Below are 17,925 nucleotides of genomic sequence, written 5' to 3'. Positions count from 1 at the left end.
TTACCCAGGAATGAAGGACGAGATCCTTCGTCACTACGCTCCTCAGGATGACCAAAATGGAAGCTTCCCTTCTCTAACTACTAATAACTAACAACTAACGACTTCCCTTCCGCCAAGTGAAGAAAAACCGTGGCAAGGACAGTACAATGCCGATGCCCAGGGCAATGGCAATGGCGATCTTTATGGTTTCCAGCCCTTTGCTGAGGGCCAGGGCGTTATCACTCATGAAGAAATGGTAGCCGGTGTAGTAAATACCCGCGCCGGGAACCAGCGGGAAAATGCCGCAGATCAGATAGACCGTAACAGGCGCCTTGTGGGCAAAGGAAAAAATACGGGAAAGCCAGGCAAGTGCCACGGTGGCAAAAAAGGAGGCGGCTACCGTGCCGCAGCCGAAATGCATGGCAATGAGGTAGATAAGCCAGCCCACGCCACCGGTGATCCCGGTCAGCAGATATTCTTTTCTGGGAGTGTGAAAAATGACGGAAAAAGCAATAGTGGCCAAAAAAGCGACCAGCGTTTGAAACAGCCAGTTTAACAGCAGGGGAAAATCAGTCACAGCAGCGCACCTCCCAGCAGGGGAGAAAGCAGGCGTACCACAACACCCACGCCCACGGCGATACAGCCGCCTACCAGAACGGCGTCGATCATGCGGATCGTGCCGCTGAGATAGTCCCCGTTAAAGAAATCCCGAATGGAGGTGGTCAGCGCCACACCGGGTACCAGCCGGATAATGGAGCCGATGATGATCTTATCCAGATTTTGGCCCAGCCCCAAAAGCAGCAGCACAGCGCCACACAGTGTGACCAGAGCGCTGGCGGAAAGATTTGTTAAAAACTTGGAGAATTTGTGCTTTCCTGTCCAGTGAAGAAAGGGTTCCAGCACCAGACCGCAGCAAAAGGCGGTAAGGGCGTCCCACCCGCTGCCGCCAAACAGATAGCTGAAGGCTGCGCTGCCAACGGCGCAGGCGAAGATCGCCAGAGGCAGAGAGGAATAGGGAAGGGAACGTATTTTTTCCAGAATGGCAAAAGCCTCTTCCACGCTGTGCTTTCCCTCGGCGATCTCCCTGGAAAGCTGGTTTACCGCACAGATCCGTCCAAAATGAATGCTGCTGGAGGGAACGTGCTTTAACTCCATTCGCTTTTCCACGCCGTTTTCTTTTCCACCGGCAAACACGGCGTTAGTCAACACATAGACGTTGAATTCCTCCGCATGATATGCCTTCGCTACACGCTCCATAGTTTCCTGTACCCGGGAAATTTCCGCGCCGTTTTCCAGAAGCGTTTCTCCCATCTGGAAGGAGAGCTCTAAAACACTGGCGGCAGCGCCTGCCTCGCTCATATTGTAACCACCTTACTGAATGTTGAATCTTGAGAAGGGAGACCCCCTGTGCTCTCCCATATTCGCATCAGGAATTTTTCTGTTTCCGCTTTTCGATTCGGATATCGTTTCCCAAGAAGCCCAGCATTCCGTAATACCCGGCAATGCGTGAAGCAAAGCGTTCGCTGTACCGTTCCTCCAGCTCCTTCATGGAAAGGTTCGTGCTGATGATGGTGGGCTTCTCCGCCAGCATGCGGCTGTTTATGATATCATACAAAGCGGCGTTGACATAGGCGGAGGGGAATTCCGTTCCCAGGTCGTCCAGAATCAGCAGATCACAGGAAAGCAGCTGGGAATGGGTGTCGCCGGGTTCCCCGTCCTCCCGGCGGTCAAACCGCTCCTTTTCCAGAGAGACGGCAAAGCTTTGGGCCGAGCCGTAGATCACGCCAAAGCCCTTTTCGATCACCGCCCCGGCGATCGCCAGAGAAAGATGGGTCTTTCCCAGGCCCGTTCCTCCCTTAAAAAGCAGACTGGGGGAGTTTTTGCGGAATTTCTCCGCATAGCCCTTGCAGGCGGCAAAAATATTTTCCATCTGCCGGTAGGCCCGGGGATCCTCCTGATAATAGGAGAGAGAAAAGGAGGAAAAGGTGCATTTTTCCAAGGGAACGTTCATGCTCAGCTTCTCATAAGCAAGACTGCGCTGCAGCTCAAGAAAGCACCGGCACATTCTGCCGTCTGTAAAACCGGTGTCTTTACAGAGGGGGCAGGTATACCGGGGGGAGATCTCCTCTCTGGAAAGCCCCGCCTCCCGCAGCAGACGGTCATACTCCGCGTTCAGCGTTCCGGCCCGTTCCTGAAGCCGCTGAAGCTCCGCCCGCACATCGCCGCCCCGCACCACCGCCTTTGCGGCCCCGGCGGCGTTTTTTGCCATGGCTTCCCGCAGCTCTCCGGCCTGAGGGTACCGCAGATAGAAGACGGAGCGCCTTTCCTCAGCTTCGCTTTCCGCCCTCTGCCTGCGGCGCTCCAGCTCCGCTCTGGCCTCTTCAAAGATCTTTTTCCCGTATCCCATTTACAATTCCTCCGGCAAATCAAAAAAGCTCAATCGCTCTACCTCGTCAATATCATAGCTTGCGGGCTTTGCTTTTTCTTCCTGATTTTTCTGTTCCTCTTGTGCCAGCTGCTCCAGGTTTTTGATCCCCTTCTTGTGCCAGCTTTCCAAAACGCGGTTCATGTAGGCGGCGCTGAATTTTCCCGTGTTGTCCACACAGCGCTCATAGGCGGCGGAAAGCAGGTCGGGAATGAGCTTCCATTCGTATACCCACCGGTAAGCCGCTTCCTCTTCTTTTTTGGAGGGAGAGCGTTTCGGCAGCCCGGCGGCGGAGGCTACCTTCCCCCAGGCAAGCCGCTTCTCGCTGAGCTCCTGCAGCTTGCCTTCGGCGGCCTCCAATGTGAAGATACCGCTTTCCGCCCAGTCTCTGGCTACAGAATCGATATAGGCGGCGCCCGTTTTGCCGATCTCCTTGGCATAGTGCAGGAGCATGGCCACCACCTCCACCGGCAGGCCGTAATCGTCACAGCTGGCAAGCAGCACGCTGGTCATGGCGGGGGAAAGGATCCCCAAGGTGGCCTCCGCTTCCTGAAGAAGGGAGCGGATATCGGCGGATTCCTTCGCTCTTGCCGCAAGGTAGGCTGCGTCCGGCTTCGTGAGGCGTTTTTTCGGAGGCAGAGCGGGAGCGGCTTTTTCTGCGGCAGGAGGCTGAGACGCTTCCTGCGCCGCACCTTCGCCGGACTCCTGCTTTTGATCCTGTCCGGCGGTGTTTTGCGGAACAGGATAAAGCGCGCCCGCCTTTTCCGCCAGCAGGCCCCGGTCTACCCAATATTCCAGCGCGTCCAGAGCACTGTCCGCGGAAATCCCTAAAGCCCCCGCCAGATCATCAGGGGAAAAGCTTTTTCCACCGTGCCGGAGAAACCACAGCAGTACCTGCAGCTGTTCTTTCCCGGCAAGCTTGATATGCTGATCCACCAAAGCGCAAGGCACCGCGAATACGGAATTCCATGCCCCGATATCTAAACTGTATTCCATTCCCATCTCATCGTTTCCTTACTGAAAAATATACTTCCAAGCCTCTGAAATCAAAGATATACTCTAGTATAGCATACAATTCCACCAGAGAAAAGAAGCAGTTTTTGAGAAAAGAAAATTCGGGAAAAGAGACAGAATGAGGATTGACAAATCTTTTTCGCTTGGCTATAATAAAAAAGCGCTTGAAAGAGGCGTTTCTTTTTCTTTGCTACTGTAGCTCAGCCGGTAGAGCAGCTGATTCGTAATCAGCAGGTCGTGTGTTCGAGTCACATCAGTAGCTCCAAAAACCGGCAAGTCTCGGAAGAGGCTTGCCGGTTTTTTGTATAAACAACCACCAGCTAAGGCGGTGGGGAACGAAAAAAGCGGTAGCGTCGATTAGGAAAGAAAAGACCTCCATTGATATAAATAAGAGCAGGTAACGCCAATCGCACAAAAAATCAAAGGAGGTCAGTCCAAATGGACGAGCAAAGTCTGCCGCAAGGTACTTGCGGTTGCACATTACGAAATGGAAGTGTCAATATCACATAGTGCTGGTACTGAAGTACCGCAGGAAAGCAGTGTATGGGAAACTACGAGCGCACGTAGGAAAAATTTTAAGAAAGCTGTGTGAGTATAAACATGTAGAAATCATAGAGGCCCATGGCATGCCGGATCACGTTCACAATGCTGCTATCAATACCGCCCAAGCTGAGCGTGGGAGAATTCATGGGATAGAGTACCTTGATGATATTTGAACGGCACGCAAACTTAAAGTACAAGTATGGAAGGAGAGTGTTTTGGGAAAAAGGGTACTATGTGAGCACGGTAGGAGGAAACAAAAAAGCTATTCAGAAATATATCCAGGATCAGGAGAGAAGATCGGATCATGGACCAGATGAGCTTTAAGGAGTACGAAGATCCATTTTAAAGATTTAGAAGAGATGTAAGAAAGAAACGCCTAACCCAAAGTGCGGTTGGCTTTTCTCATTGCGCGCCTTTAGGCGCTGCTGGCATGATGCCCTTTTAGGGCGTATCATTCATCCCATGTCCTTTGGGCGTGGGATTGATTAGAGGAATTAAAATTTTTAGCCGGTAGTTCGAGACTGTATCAACCGCTTAAGAGTGAGCTTTCACTAAATAACAAATCTTATCGAGAAAGAAAATATTGCGCCATGATAGTTTTTGCAGAGAGTGAAACCGCTATAAGAGATATTTTATTTTTGTCAAAATTTACCCAGCACATTTGAACTATAATTTGTGAAAAAACGCTACTTGAAAACTCCAAACCAAGATATTATACTGGTACTATAAATTTCATAGGCAATCAACGACACATGCGGCGCATTTGCGCGTAAGTCTGATTACGGTACAGATGTGCAGCGTGTGTTGGTAGTCGATGTTTTTTCAGCACATGCGTTAGCATGTGCTGTTTTTTTGCCCTAAATCAAGGAGGTCACTATGGAAAACTCAAATTATCTTGGCACCGAAAAGGTGGGGACACTGCTTCGAAAGTTCGCTATCCCCTGCATCTGTTCCCTGATCATTTCCTGCCTGTACAACATCGTAGACCAGATTTTCGTCGGCAATGGCGTAGGCTATCTGGGTAACGCTGCCACTGGCGTTATTTTCCCGATTACGGTTGTAGGCTGGGGGTTGAGCCTGTTCTTTGGTGACGGAGCCGCCGCCGCGTTGAGCGTTTCTTTGGGGCGGGGGGAAACGAAAGACATTCACAGGAGCATAGGGAGCGCGGTTCTGGGCTCTTTTCTCTCTGGCGTGGTTGTTATCGTTATTGCCTACTTATGGGGCGACAGTCTGCTTCGGCTTATTGGAGCGACAGACGCAAATATCCAGATGGCGCATGATTACGGCGTGATTATCTTCGCCATGATGCCCCTTGCCATGACGCAGAACACATTAGCGTCCATCATTCGCGCAGACGGCAGTCCCAAATACGCGATGGCGGCAATGCTGACTGGTGCAATCATCAACATCATTGGCGACCCGGTAGCGATTTTCGTACTGAACATGGGCATTAAGGGTGCGGCATGGGCTACCATTTTGGGACAGTTTGTCAGCTTCGTTATTTGCGCCGCCTATTTAGGCCGCTCCAAGACCTTCCGGGTAAAGGCCAGCAGTTTCAAGCCAAGCGCGGCCCTTTTGAAATCTGTTATGGCTTTGGGAACTTCCAGCCTGTTGACACAGCTTTCCATTGTAATCATCACCGTAGTCAATAATATCCTGCTGGTAAAATATGGCGCACAGTCGCTTTACGGCGCGGACATTTCTTTGGCGGCGTTTGTCGTGATCATGAAGCTCTTTCAAATTGTCCTCAATATTGCTATTGGTATCGCCGCCGGCGCACAGCCTATTGCGGGCTACAATTACGGCGCAAAGAACTATGATCGGGTGCGGGAGTTGCTGAAACTGATGATGAAGTGGACGGTCATCGTTGGCTTGATCTGCATGGTTCTCTTTGAAGCTGTTCCCGGTGTATTTATCCGTATGTTCGGCTCGGCTGACGACCCGATTTACTTTGATTTCGCCGTACTGTGCCTGCGGATTTACCTTGCTCTTATCTTTGTTACCTGTGTTCAGAAGGTTTGCGCTATCTTCTTGCAGTCTATCGGCAAGGCAAAGGCCGCTGCCCCATTGTCGATTTTGCGGGACGCGCTATTGATTGTTTTCTCCCTGCTGATTCCTGTTTTCTTAGGCGTTACTGGAATTTTCTGGGCCGCACCGATTGCGGACATTTTAGCCATCGTGATTACCGCTGCGGTTATGATTCGGGTGTGGAAAGAATTGAGCCAAGGAAACAAAGACCAGGAGCTGCAAGGGAAAGCGTAACAGAGAAAGCTGCATTGAGGCTTCTGTGGAAAAGGATACTGTTTTGAGTTTGATTTGCGATGAGGGACTAAGAAGCCGCAGAAATGGAATTTATGGAAAAAGAGAGCCCGTTCTGAAACAACAAAAACAGGCTCTCTTTTGTGCGATTTCTTAAATTTGCAAAAGCAGAAAGCGGCATTTTCCATGATATTTCCAAGGAGAAGCGCTGCTAAATTTTCTTTTGCCGGGGAAACTAAAGGGAATCGGTCAGCTTTCAGCAGGATCAAGGATCTTGGCGAATAACGCAGATCAGCGTTGGCGCTATTCGTAGTCCTCCAGGATCGATCTTGCCTCGGAAAAGCTTTTTGCCGGGATCCCCTGTTCCAAAAGGCTGAGATCTTCTTTGGGAAGCTGAGAAGCATCGATCTCGGCGGTGAGAAGGGGCTCTTCTTTCCCTTTTTGATAAATGCCGATCTTACCGTTTTTCAGCGTGACCCAATAACTTTCCTGCCGGACGGAAGGCGTTGGGGAAGGGGAGGGCCGTGGCAGGGTGGGGATCACCTGGCTGGGAAGGGCTTTGCCGCCGCTTTCTTGACTTGCCGAGGCCTTTGGGATATAATGGGAGCTATAGGTCTGCTCCGGGGTTCCCTGTACAGCCAGCGTGGAATTGCGCTTTAAGGAAAAGGCGGCTGCGCAGATCACCAGGGCGGCTATGGTAACGATCAAAAGAATCAGTGTGTATTTTTTGTAGCTTTGAGAACTTCTGCCTGTCATCATCAAGTCACCTCCCGTTTAGTATGTACCGCTTTTTCAGCTGTTATACCGGATAGGGGGCGGGCGGCGTAAAAGCTTGAAGCCGCAGGCAGAAAAAAGGAGGAGCTCTTTTATGCGAGAGGATATGAACAAATATAACACCAGCATGAACCGGATCCCCGCGCAGAGAACCGAGGGCGAGTTTTCCAAGTCCGCCGGGGCCACTGCGAAAACGGTGGGCGGTATGGTCTGGAAAGCGGTAAAAACCCTGTTCTGGGTGGGGGCCATCAGCGGCGTGCTGGTGTTTTTATCGGTGCTGTCTTTTGTATTGAGCTTCCGCAATGTGGAGCCTCCCAATATTTCCGCCATGAAGCTGAATTATTCCAGCTTTGTTTATCTGGATGACGAAAACGGGCAGTCCACGGAATACATGCCTCTTTACAGCAACGAGAACCGGGTGTGGGTCTACTTGAGCGAGATCCCGCAGCACATGAAGACCGCCCAGATCGCCATTGAGGATCATCGCTTCAGCGAGCACAAGGGCGTGGACTGGAAAGGCACCCTGGGGGCGGTGTACAAGCTCTTTACCCACACGGGGGGAGGCGGCGGCTCTACCCTGACCCAGCAGCTGATCAAAAATATCACGAAGGAAAACCAGGTCAGCATTCTTCGAAAGGTAAAGGAAATTTTTACCGCCCTGAATCTGGAGGGCGGCTATACCACCAGCGACGGCACCAAGCGGGTGGGCTACAGCAAGGAGGAAATTCTGGAAGCTTACCTGAATGTGGTAAACTACGGCGGCCAGTGCCAGGGCGTGGAAGCGGCGGCAAACTATTATTTCGATAAGAATATCGGGCAGTGCAGCCTGGCGGAATGCGCTCTCATCGCCGGTATCACGCAGAACCCCTATCAGTTTAATCCCATGATCTTCCCGGAGGATTCCAAGGACAGGGCTCGGGTGGTTTTGGATCGTATGATAAAACTTTCCGAAGAAGGAGAGCTGGTTTCCGAGCTGACCACGCCCATTACCAGAAGCGAGTATAACGATGCACTGGCAGAGCTGGAAACCATGGACTTTATCGGCGCGGAGCAGGAGGACACCAGCGCGGCCAACGAGGAAGCCCAGGATCAGGAAAAGTGGAACTGGTATATCGATGTAATGTTTGAGGACATCGTGCAGGATCTGATGGCAAAGGGCTACTCCTATGAGGTTGCGGAAAGCATGATGTACAACGCGGGTCTTGAGATCCATTCAGCTATGGATCTCAAACTGCAAAGCGATATTGAAAACTATTTTTTGACCAACCAGGAAATGCTGCCGGAGGATCAGGCCATTAAGCTTGGTTTCTTTATGATGGATCCCTATACCGGAAAGGTGATGGCAGTGGTGGGAGACCGGGGAGAACGAAAGGGTACCCGCCTTGGAAATAACGTCACCGGCGCCGGCGGCACCAGCCGGCAGTCCGGCTCCGCCATCAAGCCTATCAGTCCGTATATCGTAGGCTTAAACGAGGGAAAAATCAATTTCGGTACCGTGATCAAGGACGAACCTATTCCCAACTATTTCGGCGAGGGAGACCCCGACGAGGGCCCCCAGAACTTTGACCGGCAATATACTGGCACCATGAATGTGGATAGAGCCATTGAGGTTTCTCAGAACGCTCCGGCGGCCTGGATATGCCGTGATGTTACCCCGGAGGCTTGTTATGATTGGCTGGTAAACAGCCTGCATTTTACCACCTTGACGGAAGAGGACTCTCACAATATTTCCGGCATGGCTCTGGGCGGCCAGCAGTACGGCGTGACCGTTCGGGATATGGTGGCGGCCTATCAGATCTTCGCCAACGGCGGCATTTATCACAAGCCTATTACCTATTATTACGTAAAGGATCATGAGGGTAATGTGCTCCTGGATAACCGCCCGGAGGTAAACCCCGGCGAGCGGGTGACCAGCGAGGAAAACGCCACCATTATGAATAAGCTTCTGCACGGCCCCATCTACAATTCCAACGGTACGGCAGTGGGCTGGATGGCCGATATCAATACGGAAATTATCGGAAAGACCGGCACCACCGACGACGGCTATGATCTCTGGTTCATCGGCGCCACCCCTTTCTGTGTGGCGGGCATCTGGAACGGCTATGAGCTTCCCGATGTTTTGGAGGATTCCGGTATCGCGAAGGATACCTGGAAGGCTGTGATCCAGCATCTTTTAGACAATTACGACTGGTCCGGCAAAAGCTGGGTGATCAGCGATAACGTGGTAGAGCGCCGTTTCTGCCGCGACAGCGGAAAGCTGGCGGGGAAGAATTGCTTTGATACCGCCACAGGCTGGTACGATCAGGAGAAAGTGCCCGGCACCTGTAACGGGGGAACTGACCATATTTCGGGAAAGAATACCATGTCTCCTTCTCCGTCTCCGTCCCCGTCTCCCTCGCCATCGCCCTCTCCGTCGCCCTCTCCGTCGCCTTCGCCCTCTGTGGAGCCCAGCATAGATCCTTCCTTCTCACCCCCTCCCACGGAGAGCCCCATGCCGGATCCCCCGCCTGGTCCTATTGATTCTCCTGTACCGTCACCCAGTGACTTGCCTACCTTGCCGCCTGATGTGCCTACTCCGCCCCCGGAATCTGGTTCGGATATTCCGCCCTTTGACATTTGGGGGCCGGTTGGTTAAGTAGTTGTTAGTCGTTAGAAAAGGGCTGAGGGCCGGAAGCTTTCTCCGTTTTACTGGCGGCCGTTCTTGTGGATCAATTTTCAGGTTTCCCTAAAAATTGCCGGGAAGAGCTGTCTCTTTTCGGCAATTTTTTGATGCCTCTTTGGCTTGACTTTTTTGGGGCCGGTATGATAAACTGTTCACTGTAACAAGACAATCGTGTTTAACAGGTGGACAATGAAAAAAGATTCTTATCTCGTTGTGAACAGCAGCGTACTGCCGGAAATCTACCAGAAGGTAGTGCAGGCCAATGCTCTTTTGGAAAGCGGAGAGGCGGCAAGCACTTCAGAAGCGGTACGTATGGCGGGCATCTCCCGCAGCGTTTATTACAAATACCGGGGTTCAGTGTTTCCCTACACCAAGCAGAACCCCGCCGGGATCCTCACCGTGCAGGCCATGCTGACAGATCGTACTGGCGTGCTGGTGAGCCTTCTCACGGTGTTTTACCGGGCGGGGGCTAATATCCTTACGGTAAATCAAAATATTCCGGTCATGGGTCGGGCGTTTGTTTCTGTTTCAGCCCGCATTGCCCACATGGAAATTTCCGCCGATGAGCTGCTGGAAAATTTGAAGCAGGTAGATGGCGTGATCAAAATCGAAAGCATTATGGATCGTTGAGCGAAGGCTGTTTTTTTACAGACTTTTCGCGGGAAAGGAAGGAAAAATCGTTTATGGCGTTTATTGCGGTCATGGGTCACGGCGTGGTAGGCTCCGGTGTGCTGGAGGTGCTGACAGAGCACAGCGAAAGCATCGCCCGCCGGGCCAAGGAAGAAATACAGGTAAAATATATTTTGGATCTGCGTGATTTTCCCGATCTGCCTTATGCGGACCGCTTTACAAAGGATTTTGACCTGATCCTGAACGACCCCGAGGTAAAGATCGTGGTGGAGGTCATGGGCGGTCTGCACCCTGCTTTTGAGTATGTTAAGGCATGCCTGCAAAACGGAAAAAGCGTGGTGACCTCCAATAAAGAGCTGGTGGCTGCCAAGGGCGCGGAGCTTCTTTCCATCGCCCAGAAAAACAATCTGAATTTTCTCTTTGAAGCAAGCGTGGGCGGCGGAATTCCTATTATTCGTCCCATCAGTCAGTGCCTGGCCGCCAACGAGGTCAGCGAGATTGCCGGTATCTTGAACGGCACCACCAATTTTATTCTGACGAAAATGATCCGGGATCATATGGATTTTGAAGAAGCGCTGAAGCTGGCTCAGCAGCTGGGCTATGCGGAGCGTGACCCCTCTGCCGATGTGGAGGGAGCCGACGCCTGCCGAAAGATCTGCATTCTGGCCTCTTTGGCCTTCGGTACCCACGTGTACCCGGAAAGCGTTCACACCGAGGGCATTACGAAAATCAGCTTGTCGGATGTGGGCTATGCCAGGGCCTGGGGCGGTGTGATCAAGCTCATCGGCGAAGTGAAAATGTTGGAAAACGGAAAAATACATATTGCGGTGGCTCCCATGTTTGTCAGCCGGGAGAGCCAGCTTGCCAATGTGGACGATGTGTTCAACGGCATTCTGGTGCGCGGCGACGCCACAGGCGACGTGGTATTTTACGGCAAGGGAGCGGGAAAGCTCCCCACCGCCAGCGCGGTGGTGGCGGACGTGATCGACTGCGTCAAGCATTTTAAGGCCCGGAAATATCTGTTCTGGGAGGACGCGAAGGAAGGCTATGTGGCTTCCTTTGAGGAGCTTCCGCAAGCAGTGTTTCTCCGCGTGCGGGGAGAAAGGGATTCCGACGCCGCGTTCCATCAGGCGGAGGCTGTCGCCGTTTCTCCGGTACGCCTGATCCGAAAGGACGAGGAGCCGGGGGAGATCGGCTTTACGGTAAAGGATATTATGCCCCGGCAGCTTCGGGGACTGATCCAACAGCTGGAAGCAGCAGGCCTGACGGTGGAAAACCATATCGCGATCTCTGATTATTGAGAAGCCCGAAGGCCCCGCGGCCCTTTCCGGTTCTATTGTCCCGCATCTAGGAGGTGCAAGCCATGATTCGAATTGATGTGCCCGCTACCAGTGCCAACTTAGGCTCCGGTTTTGATTCTCTGGGGATCGCCCTGACCATGAAAAACAGGGTGTGGATGGAGGAATCGGATTCCCTGGAGATCACCTGTACCGATGAGGTACAGGTGCCTACCGGCAGCAGCAACCTGATCTTCTGGGCGGCCAGCCACCTGTATGAGATCTGCGGCAAGAAGCTGCCGGGCCTGAGGATCATACAGGAAAACAATATTCCCCTGGCCCGGGGGTTGGGCAGCAGCTCCGCCTGTATTGTGGCGGGCATTTTGGGGGCCAACCGCTTTATGGGGAACCCCTTGTCTCAAACCGACCTGATCCATCTGGCGGCGAAGATCGAGGGCCACCCCGACAATACCAGCCCGGCGCTTTCCGGGGGTCTGGTAGCCTCCGCCATGGAGGGGGAGAGGGTCTACAGCGTCAGCGTGCCGGTTTCCGATAAGATCCGCTTTGCCGTGATGATCCCGCCCTTTGAGCTGAAGACTGAGCAGGCCCGCGCCGCCCTGCCTAAGGAATATTCCAGGGAGGATGCGGTCTACAATCTTTCCCGTTCCGGCCTGATGACGGCGTCTCTCTTTTCCGGAGAGCTGCATAATCTGAGAGTGGCGGTTCAGGACCGAATCCATCAGCCCTACCGCTCCGGCCTGATTGAAAACTATGACAACGTATTTCGCATGAGCTATGAGCTGGGGTCGCTGGGCACCTATGTCAGTGGTGCGGGGCCCACCATTATTGCCATGGTGGATGCCGGGGGTGCGGAAGCATTTGGGAAAAACTGTATGACCCACCTGGCGGAAAAGGGTATTACCGGCTGGCGGGTAGAAATTTTAAGCGCCGACCCCAACGGCGCGCAAATTGTGATAGAATAAGGGAAAACTGGAAAAATGAGAAGTGTTGCGCTATTCATTGCCATGAGTCTGGACGGTTATATCGCCGATACAAATGGCGGCGTTGCTTGGCTGGAGGGGCAGGAAGCCGCCGGAGAAGACGGGGAAGACGCATACGCTCAATTTATAAAAGATGTGGACACTGTGGTGATGGGCCGGAAAACCTATGATCAGATCATTACAGAACTGTCTCCGAAGCAGTGGCCTTATGACGGGCTCCTGTGCTATGTGATAACACACAAAAAGGAATCCTCTACAGAAGAAATTCATTTTACGGGGGAAGATCCCTGCGCACTGATCCGGCGGTTGCTTCGGGAAGAGGGGAAAACGATTTGGATTTGCGGCGGCGCTTCCATTGTGCAGTCTCTTTTGCGGGAAGACCTGGTCGATCAGTTTTCCATTTCCGTGATCCCAATAATTTTAGGCGGTGGGATCCGTCTGTTTGAAGATGTGGGGAAGGAAGCCAGGCTTCGCTTTGTGAAAAGCGAAGGCAGAGGCGGCATTCTTACGTTGACGTATAAACGGCAAACCTGATTTTATCAGCTGTTAGGCTCCGGCTGCGAATAACCGGAGGTCTGCTGTGTGGAACAGAAAAACATTCCACCCGGCAAAGAAAGGAAGGTGGTCATAATTATGGCACTGATCGTGCAAAAGTTCGGCGGCACTTCGGTTCGGGACGCCGAGCGTATCAACAATGTGGCGGATATTGTCACCTCCGCCTACCGGCAGGACAACGACGTAGTGGTTGTTGTTTCCGCTCAGGGCGATACGACAGATGACCTGATCGCAAAGGCGGCGGAGATCAATGAAAGGGCTTCTAAGCGGGAACTGGATATGCTGCTTTCCGCGGGAGAACAGATCTCTGCGTCCCTGCTGGCCATGGCCATTGAAAGAATGGGATATCCGGTAGTTTCCCTTTTGGGTTGGCAGGCGGGTTTTGATACCACCTCAGACTATGGAAACGCCCGCATCAAAAAGGTGGACGCTTCTCGTATCCGTAAAGAGCTGGATAAGCGGCGGATCGTGGTGGTAACAGGCTTTCAGGGCGTGAACCGCTACGGTGATATGACCACCCTGGGCCGGGGCGGCTCAGATACCAGCGCGGTAGCCATTGCCGCTACCATGCACGCTGACCTGTGCCAGATCTACACCGATGTGGACGGCGTGTATACGGCGGATCCCAGAAAAATTCCCGGAGCCATCAAGCTCGATTCTATTTCCTATGATGAAATGCTGGAGCTTGCTACCCTGGGAGCTCAGGTGCTTCATAACCGTTCGGTGGAGATGGCAAAAAAATACAACATTGAATTGGAGGTTCTTTCCAGCCTGACCAGGGAAAGAGGCACCATTGTAAAGGAGAAGAGCAACGTGGAGAAAATGCTGATCAGCGGTGTAGCCAAGGACGACAATATTGCCCGTATCTCTATTATCGGCGTGCCGGATCGTCCCGGCCTGGCCTTTAAGATCTTTTCCAAGCTGGCCTCAAAGGGCATCAACGTGGATATCATTTTGCAGTCTATCGGGCGCAACGGCACGAAGGATATCAGCTTTACCGTGGAGAAGAATAAGATGGAGGACACCATTGAACTGCTGAAAACCTATGAAGAAACCTGGGGTGCTTCCGGTATTGTTTCCGATGATAACGTATCCAAGGTCTCCATTGTGGGCGCGGGCATGGAAACACACCCCGGCGTAGCTGCGGAAATGTTTGAGGCGCTGTTCAGCAGAAATGTGAATATTCAAATGATCTCCACCAGTGAGATCAAGATCTCCGTGCTGATCAATAAGGCGGACAGCGAGCGGGCAGTGGAAGCCATACATGATAAATTTTTTGAAGCGGTATAACTTGGGATTGTTTGAAAAATCGGAAGCACCGTCCTTTTGCCTGATGCGGACAGATTTCTGTATCGGAAACCGTCTCGCCTTGTACAAAAATCCGTCACTCTCTCCATTTTCAAACAAGCCCTAAAGAAAATCTGAAATAAGCTTTTGCAGGGAAATCCTGCTGTTCCTGACAGAACTTGCATGGAGCAAGCAACGGTTAAATCACCTTCACGGAGCCAGAATAAGCTCTTGGGGGTGATTTTTTTATGTTTCCTTATTATTGGGGAAGTCTCCCCATTGGTACGCCGAACAGTATGCCGGCAGGCATGATTCCTTTCCTCGACACCGACCTGCGGGAGCTGCCGGAAGAGGTTCGGGAAGCGCTGGAATATCACCGTGATGAAATTCACAGCGCCTCAGACCTGCACGACCTGGTAGAAGAACTGAAGCTGAGAAGATGAACAAAGCAAAGGAACTGCTGCAAAACAACGTTTTGCAGCAGTTCCTTGCGGTATTAGCGGTTAGTCGTTAGTTATTAGTTGTTAGAGAAGGGCAAGCCGCCTTTTTTATTCTGAACAGCGCCTTCTGTTGTCATTCCGAGGAACCTTTCTTCTGTCACTCTGAGGAGCTATTCTTCTGTCATTCTGAGGAACGTAGTGACGAAGAATCTCGTCCTTAAATTCCTGGGGAAAGGACAAAAAGGCGAGATTCTTCGCTCCGCGCAGAATGACAAGAGTAAAGTGTGGGTCTCACCACTAAATTCCAATTTAATGAACGAACTACTACCTGTCATTGGTGAGAAGAAAGTTCCGAGAAGCTATAGCTTCTTGGAACTTTCTTGAAGGATCTCGCCTTTATGCCCTTGCTAATGATTAACTACTGATTCTTCACCGAGAAAGCAAGGCGAGCCTTGCTTTCTGTTCAGTAATGACAGATGTGAAGCAAGCGGATAAACGGTAAACTATAGTTTAGCACTTACCCTTGGCTCCCCCGAAAGGGGAGCAGTCACGGCAAAGCCGTGACTGAGAAGTTCTGCTCGAATAGCTTGTAAAATGTAGGATTTATCGAAGTTTTAGCCTAGCTGAAACCCCTTCGACGAGTCTCGCCTGTCGGCTCGGTCGGTTCGCACCAGCGTCCCACCGGGACGCGCTCACCCTATCGGCCGCCATCGAAATCTGCTCGAAGAGCAGATTTTCCCCTTCTCAGGGAAGGCAAGGGCCTCTGCTATTTATCAGCCCTACAAAATCCAATTTATCAAGCGTAGGTTACAATGTTTGTGTCTTAGACTTTAATTGATCATTCCTCATAATCCGGCAACCCAATGATCTATTTCCTCAGGACCAGGCGCTTCAAAAAGCTCCTCGCATTTTTTCATGAGGTTTTCATCCACGAAATAACCGCCGCCGGTCTCATTGCGTTTTTGAATATTTCTGCGCCAGGCCTCTTCTGAAATATCCAGGTAGTGCCATTCTGTTTCAAAGCCCTGCTCTCGGAAAAAGCGGGAGGCGCTTTTTCGGCTTTCCTTTGTCCAAAAGCCCCACTCCAGAATGACAGGAACGCCCAGCTTCAAAAGCTCCCTCGCCCTTTGCAGCAAATAGCTCTGGGCCTTTTGGGTAACGCGTTCGTGGTCATTTCCCAAATGCTCGTCAAAAAGCGCCAGGGTCAGATCGTCGCAGGAAAGCACGGCGGCATGTCTTTCCCGGCGCAGGGTTTCCGTATAGGTGCTCTTTCCGCAGCAGATCTTTCCGCAGATCAAAATTGCCTTTGCCTGTTCCATAAAAATTTCCTTTCTTCGCCCCGTAACGGTTCCCAAAACGCGTTCTAACCGCCACACCCTGGCAGCATTACTTTTCCCAGTATGCCTTCAGAGCCTCCAGCTGTCGGCGGCAGGTTTCCTGCCCCTCGTCATAAAGGGCCTGTAGCTTTGCAAGATTCTTTTCAGTGCGGGAAACGGTGACGGGCTTCGGCGGGCGCAGTACGAAAGCGCGGCCCTTCGCCTCCAGTCTGTCAAGCTCATTTAATTCCTTTGCATATCGCCGGGGCACATTCAAAATAGCCCGAACCAGTTGGGGATAATTTCGATAATGCCGGGCATAAAGCTGGGCCGCTGCCCGCGGAACGGCCTGCTTCCGGTAGCCGTGTTCCCGGGTGGTGATCACCAGAAGCTTTTCATAGCCCTCTTCAATGGCTTTTTGGTAGGGGATAGAAACCGATACACCGCCGTCCAGGCAGGGAACGCCTTCCACCTGTACCACGGGGGCCATCAGGGGAAGGCTGGCGCTGGCCCGAATCGCGGCATAGATGTCAGAGCAGGAGCTTTTCTCAAAGTAGGCCGGCTGACCGGTCAGGCAGTTGGTGGCAACGGCGGTAAATTCACAGGAAGAGCCGTGAAAGGTTTCCCTGTCTAAAGGAACCAGGGTGTCGCACACCTCTCCGAACAGAAAATCAAAATTGAAAATGCTTTTGTGCAGCAACAGGTTCCGCAGGCCTAAATAGCGCTTGTCGTTTACATAATCCAGATTGATTTTCGCGGTTCTTCCCGGTTGGCGGGAGACTACATTCACGCCGGTCAAAGCCCCGGCGGACACACCGAACAGGCCGTCCGCTTCCATGCCCTCTTCCATAAAGATATCCAGAGCTCCGGCAGTAAACATACACCGCAGGGAGCCGCCTTCCAGTACAATCGCTCTTTTCTTCAAAAAAATCATCACCTTTCGGTCTGTACCCTTGTATTTTACAGGAATCCGGCCATTCTTGCAAGGCTTGATTTCGGTGGAAAAATCTGATAGAATAGCCAAGATAAATTACGGTGGAGCTCGCGGAGCAAGGCCGCATTTCGGGAAGCGGGGAGAAAACAGCGGTATGAGAATGAGGACAAAAACCTGGGCAAAGCCAGAGCTTTCTGCCTGCCCTTATTATATTCCGGAGCCCGAAGCCCTGCGGGGGAATTGGCAGAAAAGCTTTGGAGCAAAGCGCCCGATCCATCTTGATCTGGGCTGCGGGAAATGTGTGTTTCTGGCGGAAACAGCAAAGCGGCACGGAAACATAAACTATGTGGGGATCGACCTGAGCTACGATATCCTGGGCGTGGGGCGCAGAAAGATCCAGTCCGTTTTTGGGGATTCGGACCCCGATAATGTACTACTCTGCTATTACAATATTGAAAAGCTTCCCCGGCTGTTCACGCCGGAAGAAGGGATCGAGCGGCTGTATATCAATTTCTGCAATCCCTGGCCCGCCGCCAAGCACCACAAGCGCCGCCTGACCCACACAAGGCAACTGGAAGCCTATCTTCCCCTTTTGGAAAGCGGGGGAGAGATCTGGTTCAAAACAGATAACGACGATCTTTACCTCGCCACCAAGCGCTATTTCGCGGAAGCCGGCCTGAAGATTTTTTTCGATACCCAGGATCTTCACGGTACACACGACCCGGAAAATATCCTGACCGAGCACGAGATCCTGTTCACAGGCCAAGGCATCAAAACCAAGGCCCTGCGGGCCAGAAAGGCTTAATCAATGCTTTTTAATAACAAAGCC

Annotated in this window: 16 protein-coding genes, 1 tRNA gene and 1 pseudogene; 11 read left to right on the top strand and 7 right to left on the bottom strand. The window is 52.1% G+C overall.

The genetic code is table 11. The features are described 5' to 3' along the window. Window positions 1-94: 94 nt before the first annotated feature. From U8T64_RS11910 to U8T64_RS11895, 4 genes are all read right to left on the bottom strand, one after another. Window positions 95-556, bottom strand: coding sequence for a threonine/serine exporter family protein (locus U8T64_RS11910; protein WP_322183729.1), 462 nt, complete (start codon window positions 554-556; stop codon window positions 95-97). After that, window positions 553-1,338, bottom strand: a complete 786-nt coding sequence (locus U8T64_RS11905) for a threonine/serine exporter family protein (RefSeq protein ID WP_322183727.1) — start codon at window positions 1,336-1,338, stop codon at window positions 553-555. Before U8T64_RS11905 ends, U8T64_RS11910 begins: the two co-directional genes overlap by 4 nt. Before the next feature lie 67 nt (window positions 1,339-1,405). Beyond that, entirely contained in the window at window positions 1,406-2,386 is a 981-nt protein-coding gene (locus U8T64_RS11900) for an ATP-binding protein (RefSeq protein ID WP_322183725.1), read from the bottom strand. Next, window positions 2,387-3,400, bottom strand: coding sequence for a DnaD domain protein (locus U8T64_RS11895; RefSeq protein WP_322183723.1), 1,014 nt, complete (start codon window positions 3,398-3,400; stop codon window positions 2,387-2,389). 207 nt (window positions 3,401-3,607) lie between these two features. Here U8T64_RS11895 and U8T64_RS11890 point away from each other — a divergent pair. The 3 genes and pseudogenes from U8T64_RS11890 (at window position 3,608) to U8T64_RS11880 (ending at window position 6,223) form a co-directional block, all read left to right on the top strand. Continuing rightward, window positions 3,608-3,683, top strand: a tRNA-Thr gene (locus U8T64_RS11890). 202 nt (window positions 3,684-3,885) lie between these two features. Further along, window positions 3,886-4,307, top strand: a pseudogene (tnpA, locus tag U8T64_RS11885) (IS200/IS605 family transposase). A 530-nt stretch (window positions 4,308-4,837) separates the two neighbouring features. After that, complete coding sequence (locus U8T64_RS11880) at window positions 4,838-6,223, top strand: MATE family efflux transporter (RefSeq protein ID WP_322183721.1); 1,386 nt, start codon at window positions 4,838-4,840, stop codon at window positions 6,221-6,223. A 300-nt stretch (window positions 6,224-6,523) separates the two neighbouring features. Here the strand turns inward: U8T64_RS11880 and U8T64_RS11875 are convergent, their stop codons facing one another. After that, window positions 6,524-6,979 carry a hypothetical protein gene (locus U8T64_RS11875; protein ID WP_322183719.1) on the bottom strand — a complete coding sequence of 152 codons (456 nt, stop codon included), beginning with the start codon at window positions 6,977-6,979 and terminating at the stop codon, window positions 6,524-6,526. A 109-nt stretch (window positions 6,980-7,088) separates the two neighbouring features. On the opposite strand from U8T64_RS11875, the gene U8T64_RS11870 reads away from it, so the two are divergent. The 7 genes from U8T64_RS11870 to U8T64_RS11840 all read left to right on the top strand — a co-directional run bounded on the left by U8T64_RS11870 (window position 7,089) and on the right by U8T64_RS11840 (window position 14,849). Then, window positions 7,089-9,629, top strand: a complete 2,541-nt coding sequence (locus U8T64_RS11870) for a transglycosylase domain-containing protein (protein WP_322183717.1) — start codon at window positions 7,089-7,091, stop codon at window positions 9,627-9,629. 216 nt (window positions 9,630-9,845) lie between these two features. Then, window positions 9,846-10,286 carry an ACT domain-containing protein gene (locus U8T64_RS11865; RefSeq protein ID WP_322183715.1) on the top strand — a complete coding sequence of 147 codons (441 nt, stop codon included), beginning with the start codon at window positions 9,846-9,848 and terminating at the stop codon, window positions 10,284-10,286. Between the two features lie 53 nt (window positions 10,287-10,339). Next, window positions 10,340-11,587: a homoserine dehydrogenase gene (locus U8T64_RS11860; RefSeq protein WP_322183713.1), complete on the top strand. Its 1,248-nt coding sequence runs from the start codon at window positions 10,340-10,342 to the stop codon at window positions 11,585-11,587. 62 nt (window positions 11,588-11,649) lie between these two features. Then, a complete protein-coding gene (thrB, locus tag U8T64_RS11855) occupies window positions 11,650-12,546 on the top strand; it encodes a homoserine kinase (protein ID WP_322183711.1) in 897 nt (298 codons plus the stop codon). A gap of 15 nt (window positions 12,547-12,561) precedes the next feature. Further along, complete coding sequence (locus U8T64_RS11850) at window positions 12,562-13,098, top strand: dihydrofolate reductase family protein (protein WP_322183710.1); 537 nt, start codon at window positions 12,562-12,564, stop codon at window positions 13,096-13,098. Window positions 13,099-13,197: 99 nt separating this feature from the next. Next, on the top strand, window positions 13,198-14,409 hold the full coding sequence (locus U8T64_RS11845) for an aspartate kinase (RefSeq protein WP_322183708.1): 1,212 nt from the start codon (window positions 13,198-13,200) through the stop codon (window positions 14,407-14,409). Between the two features lie 245 nt (window positions 14,410-14,654). Next, window positions 14,655-14,849, top strand: coding sequence for a hypothetical protein (locus U8T64_RS11840; protein WP_322183706.1), 195 nt, complete (start codon window positions 14,655-14,657; stop codon window positions 14,847-14,849). A gap of 842 nt (window positions 14,850-15,691) precedes the next feature. On the opposite strand, the gene U8T64_RS11835 is transcribed toward U8T64_RS11840, so the two are convergent. Both U8T64_RS11835 and U8T64_RS11830 read right to left on the bottom strand, forming a co-directional pair. Then, the gene (locus U8T64_RS11835) at window positions 15,692-16,165 is read right to left on the bottom strand and encodes a P-loop nucleotide/nucleoside kinase family protein (RefSeq protein WP_322183704.1); all 474 of its coding nucleotides are present in this window, start codon (window positions 16,163-16,165) and stop codon (window positions 15,692-15,694) included. Window positions 16,166-16,232: 67 nt separating this feature from the next. Next, complete coding sequence (locus tag U8T64_RS11830) at window positions 16,233-17,087, bottom strand: patatin-like phospholipase family protein (RefSeq protein WP_322183702.1); 855 nt, start codon at window positions 17,085-17,087, stop codon at window positions 16,233-16,235. Between the two features lie 163 nt (window positions 17,088-17,250). Here U8T64_RS11830 and trmB point away from each other — a divergent pair, with 163 nt between their 5' ends. Continuing rightward, complete coding sequence (trmB, locus tag U8T64_RS11825; RefSeq protein ID WP_322183700.1) at window positions 17,251-17,901, top strand: tRNA (guanosine(46)-N7)-methyltransferase TrmB; 651 nt, start codon at window positions 17,251-17,253, stop codon at window positions 17,899-17,901. Window positions 17,902-17,925: the final 24 nt, after the last annotated feature.

It is taken from the genome of Neglectibacter caecimuris, assembly GCF_034335015.1.
Classification (GTDB): domain Bacteria; phylum Bacillota; class Clostridia; order Oscillospirales; family Acutalibacteraceae; genus Acutalibacter; species Acutalibacter caecimuris_A.
Note: the sequence above shows the minus strand (reverse complement) of the source record. Positions and strands in the feature narration are given on the sequence as shown.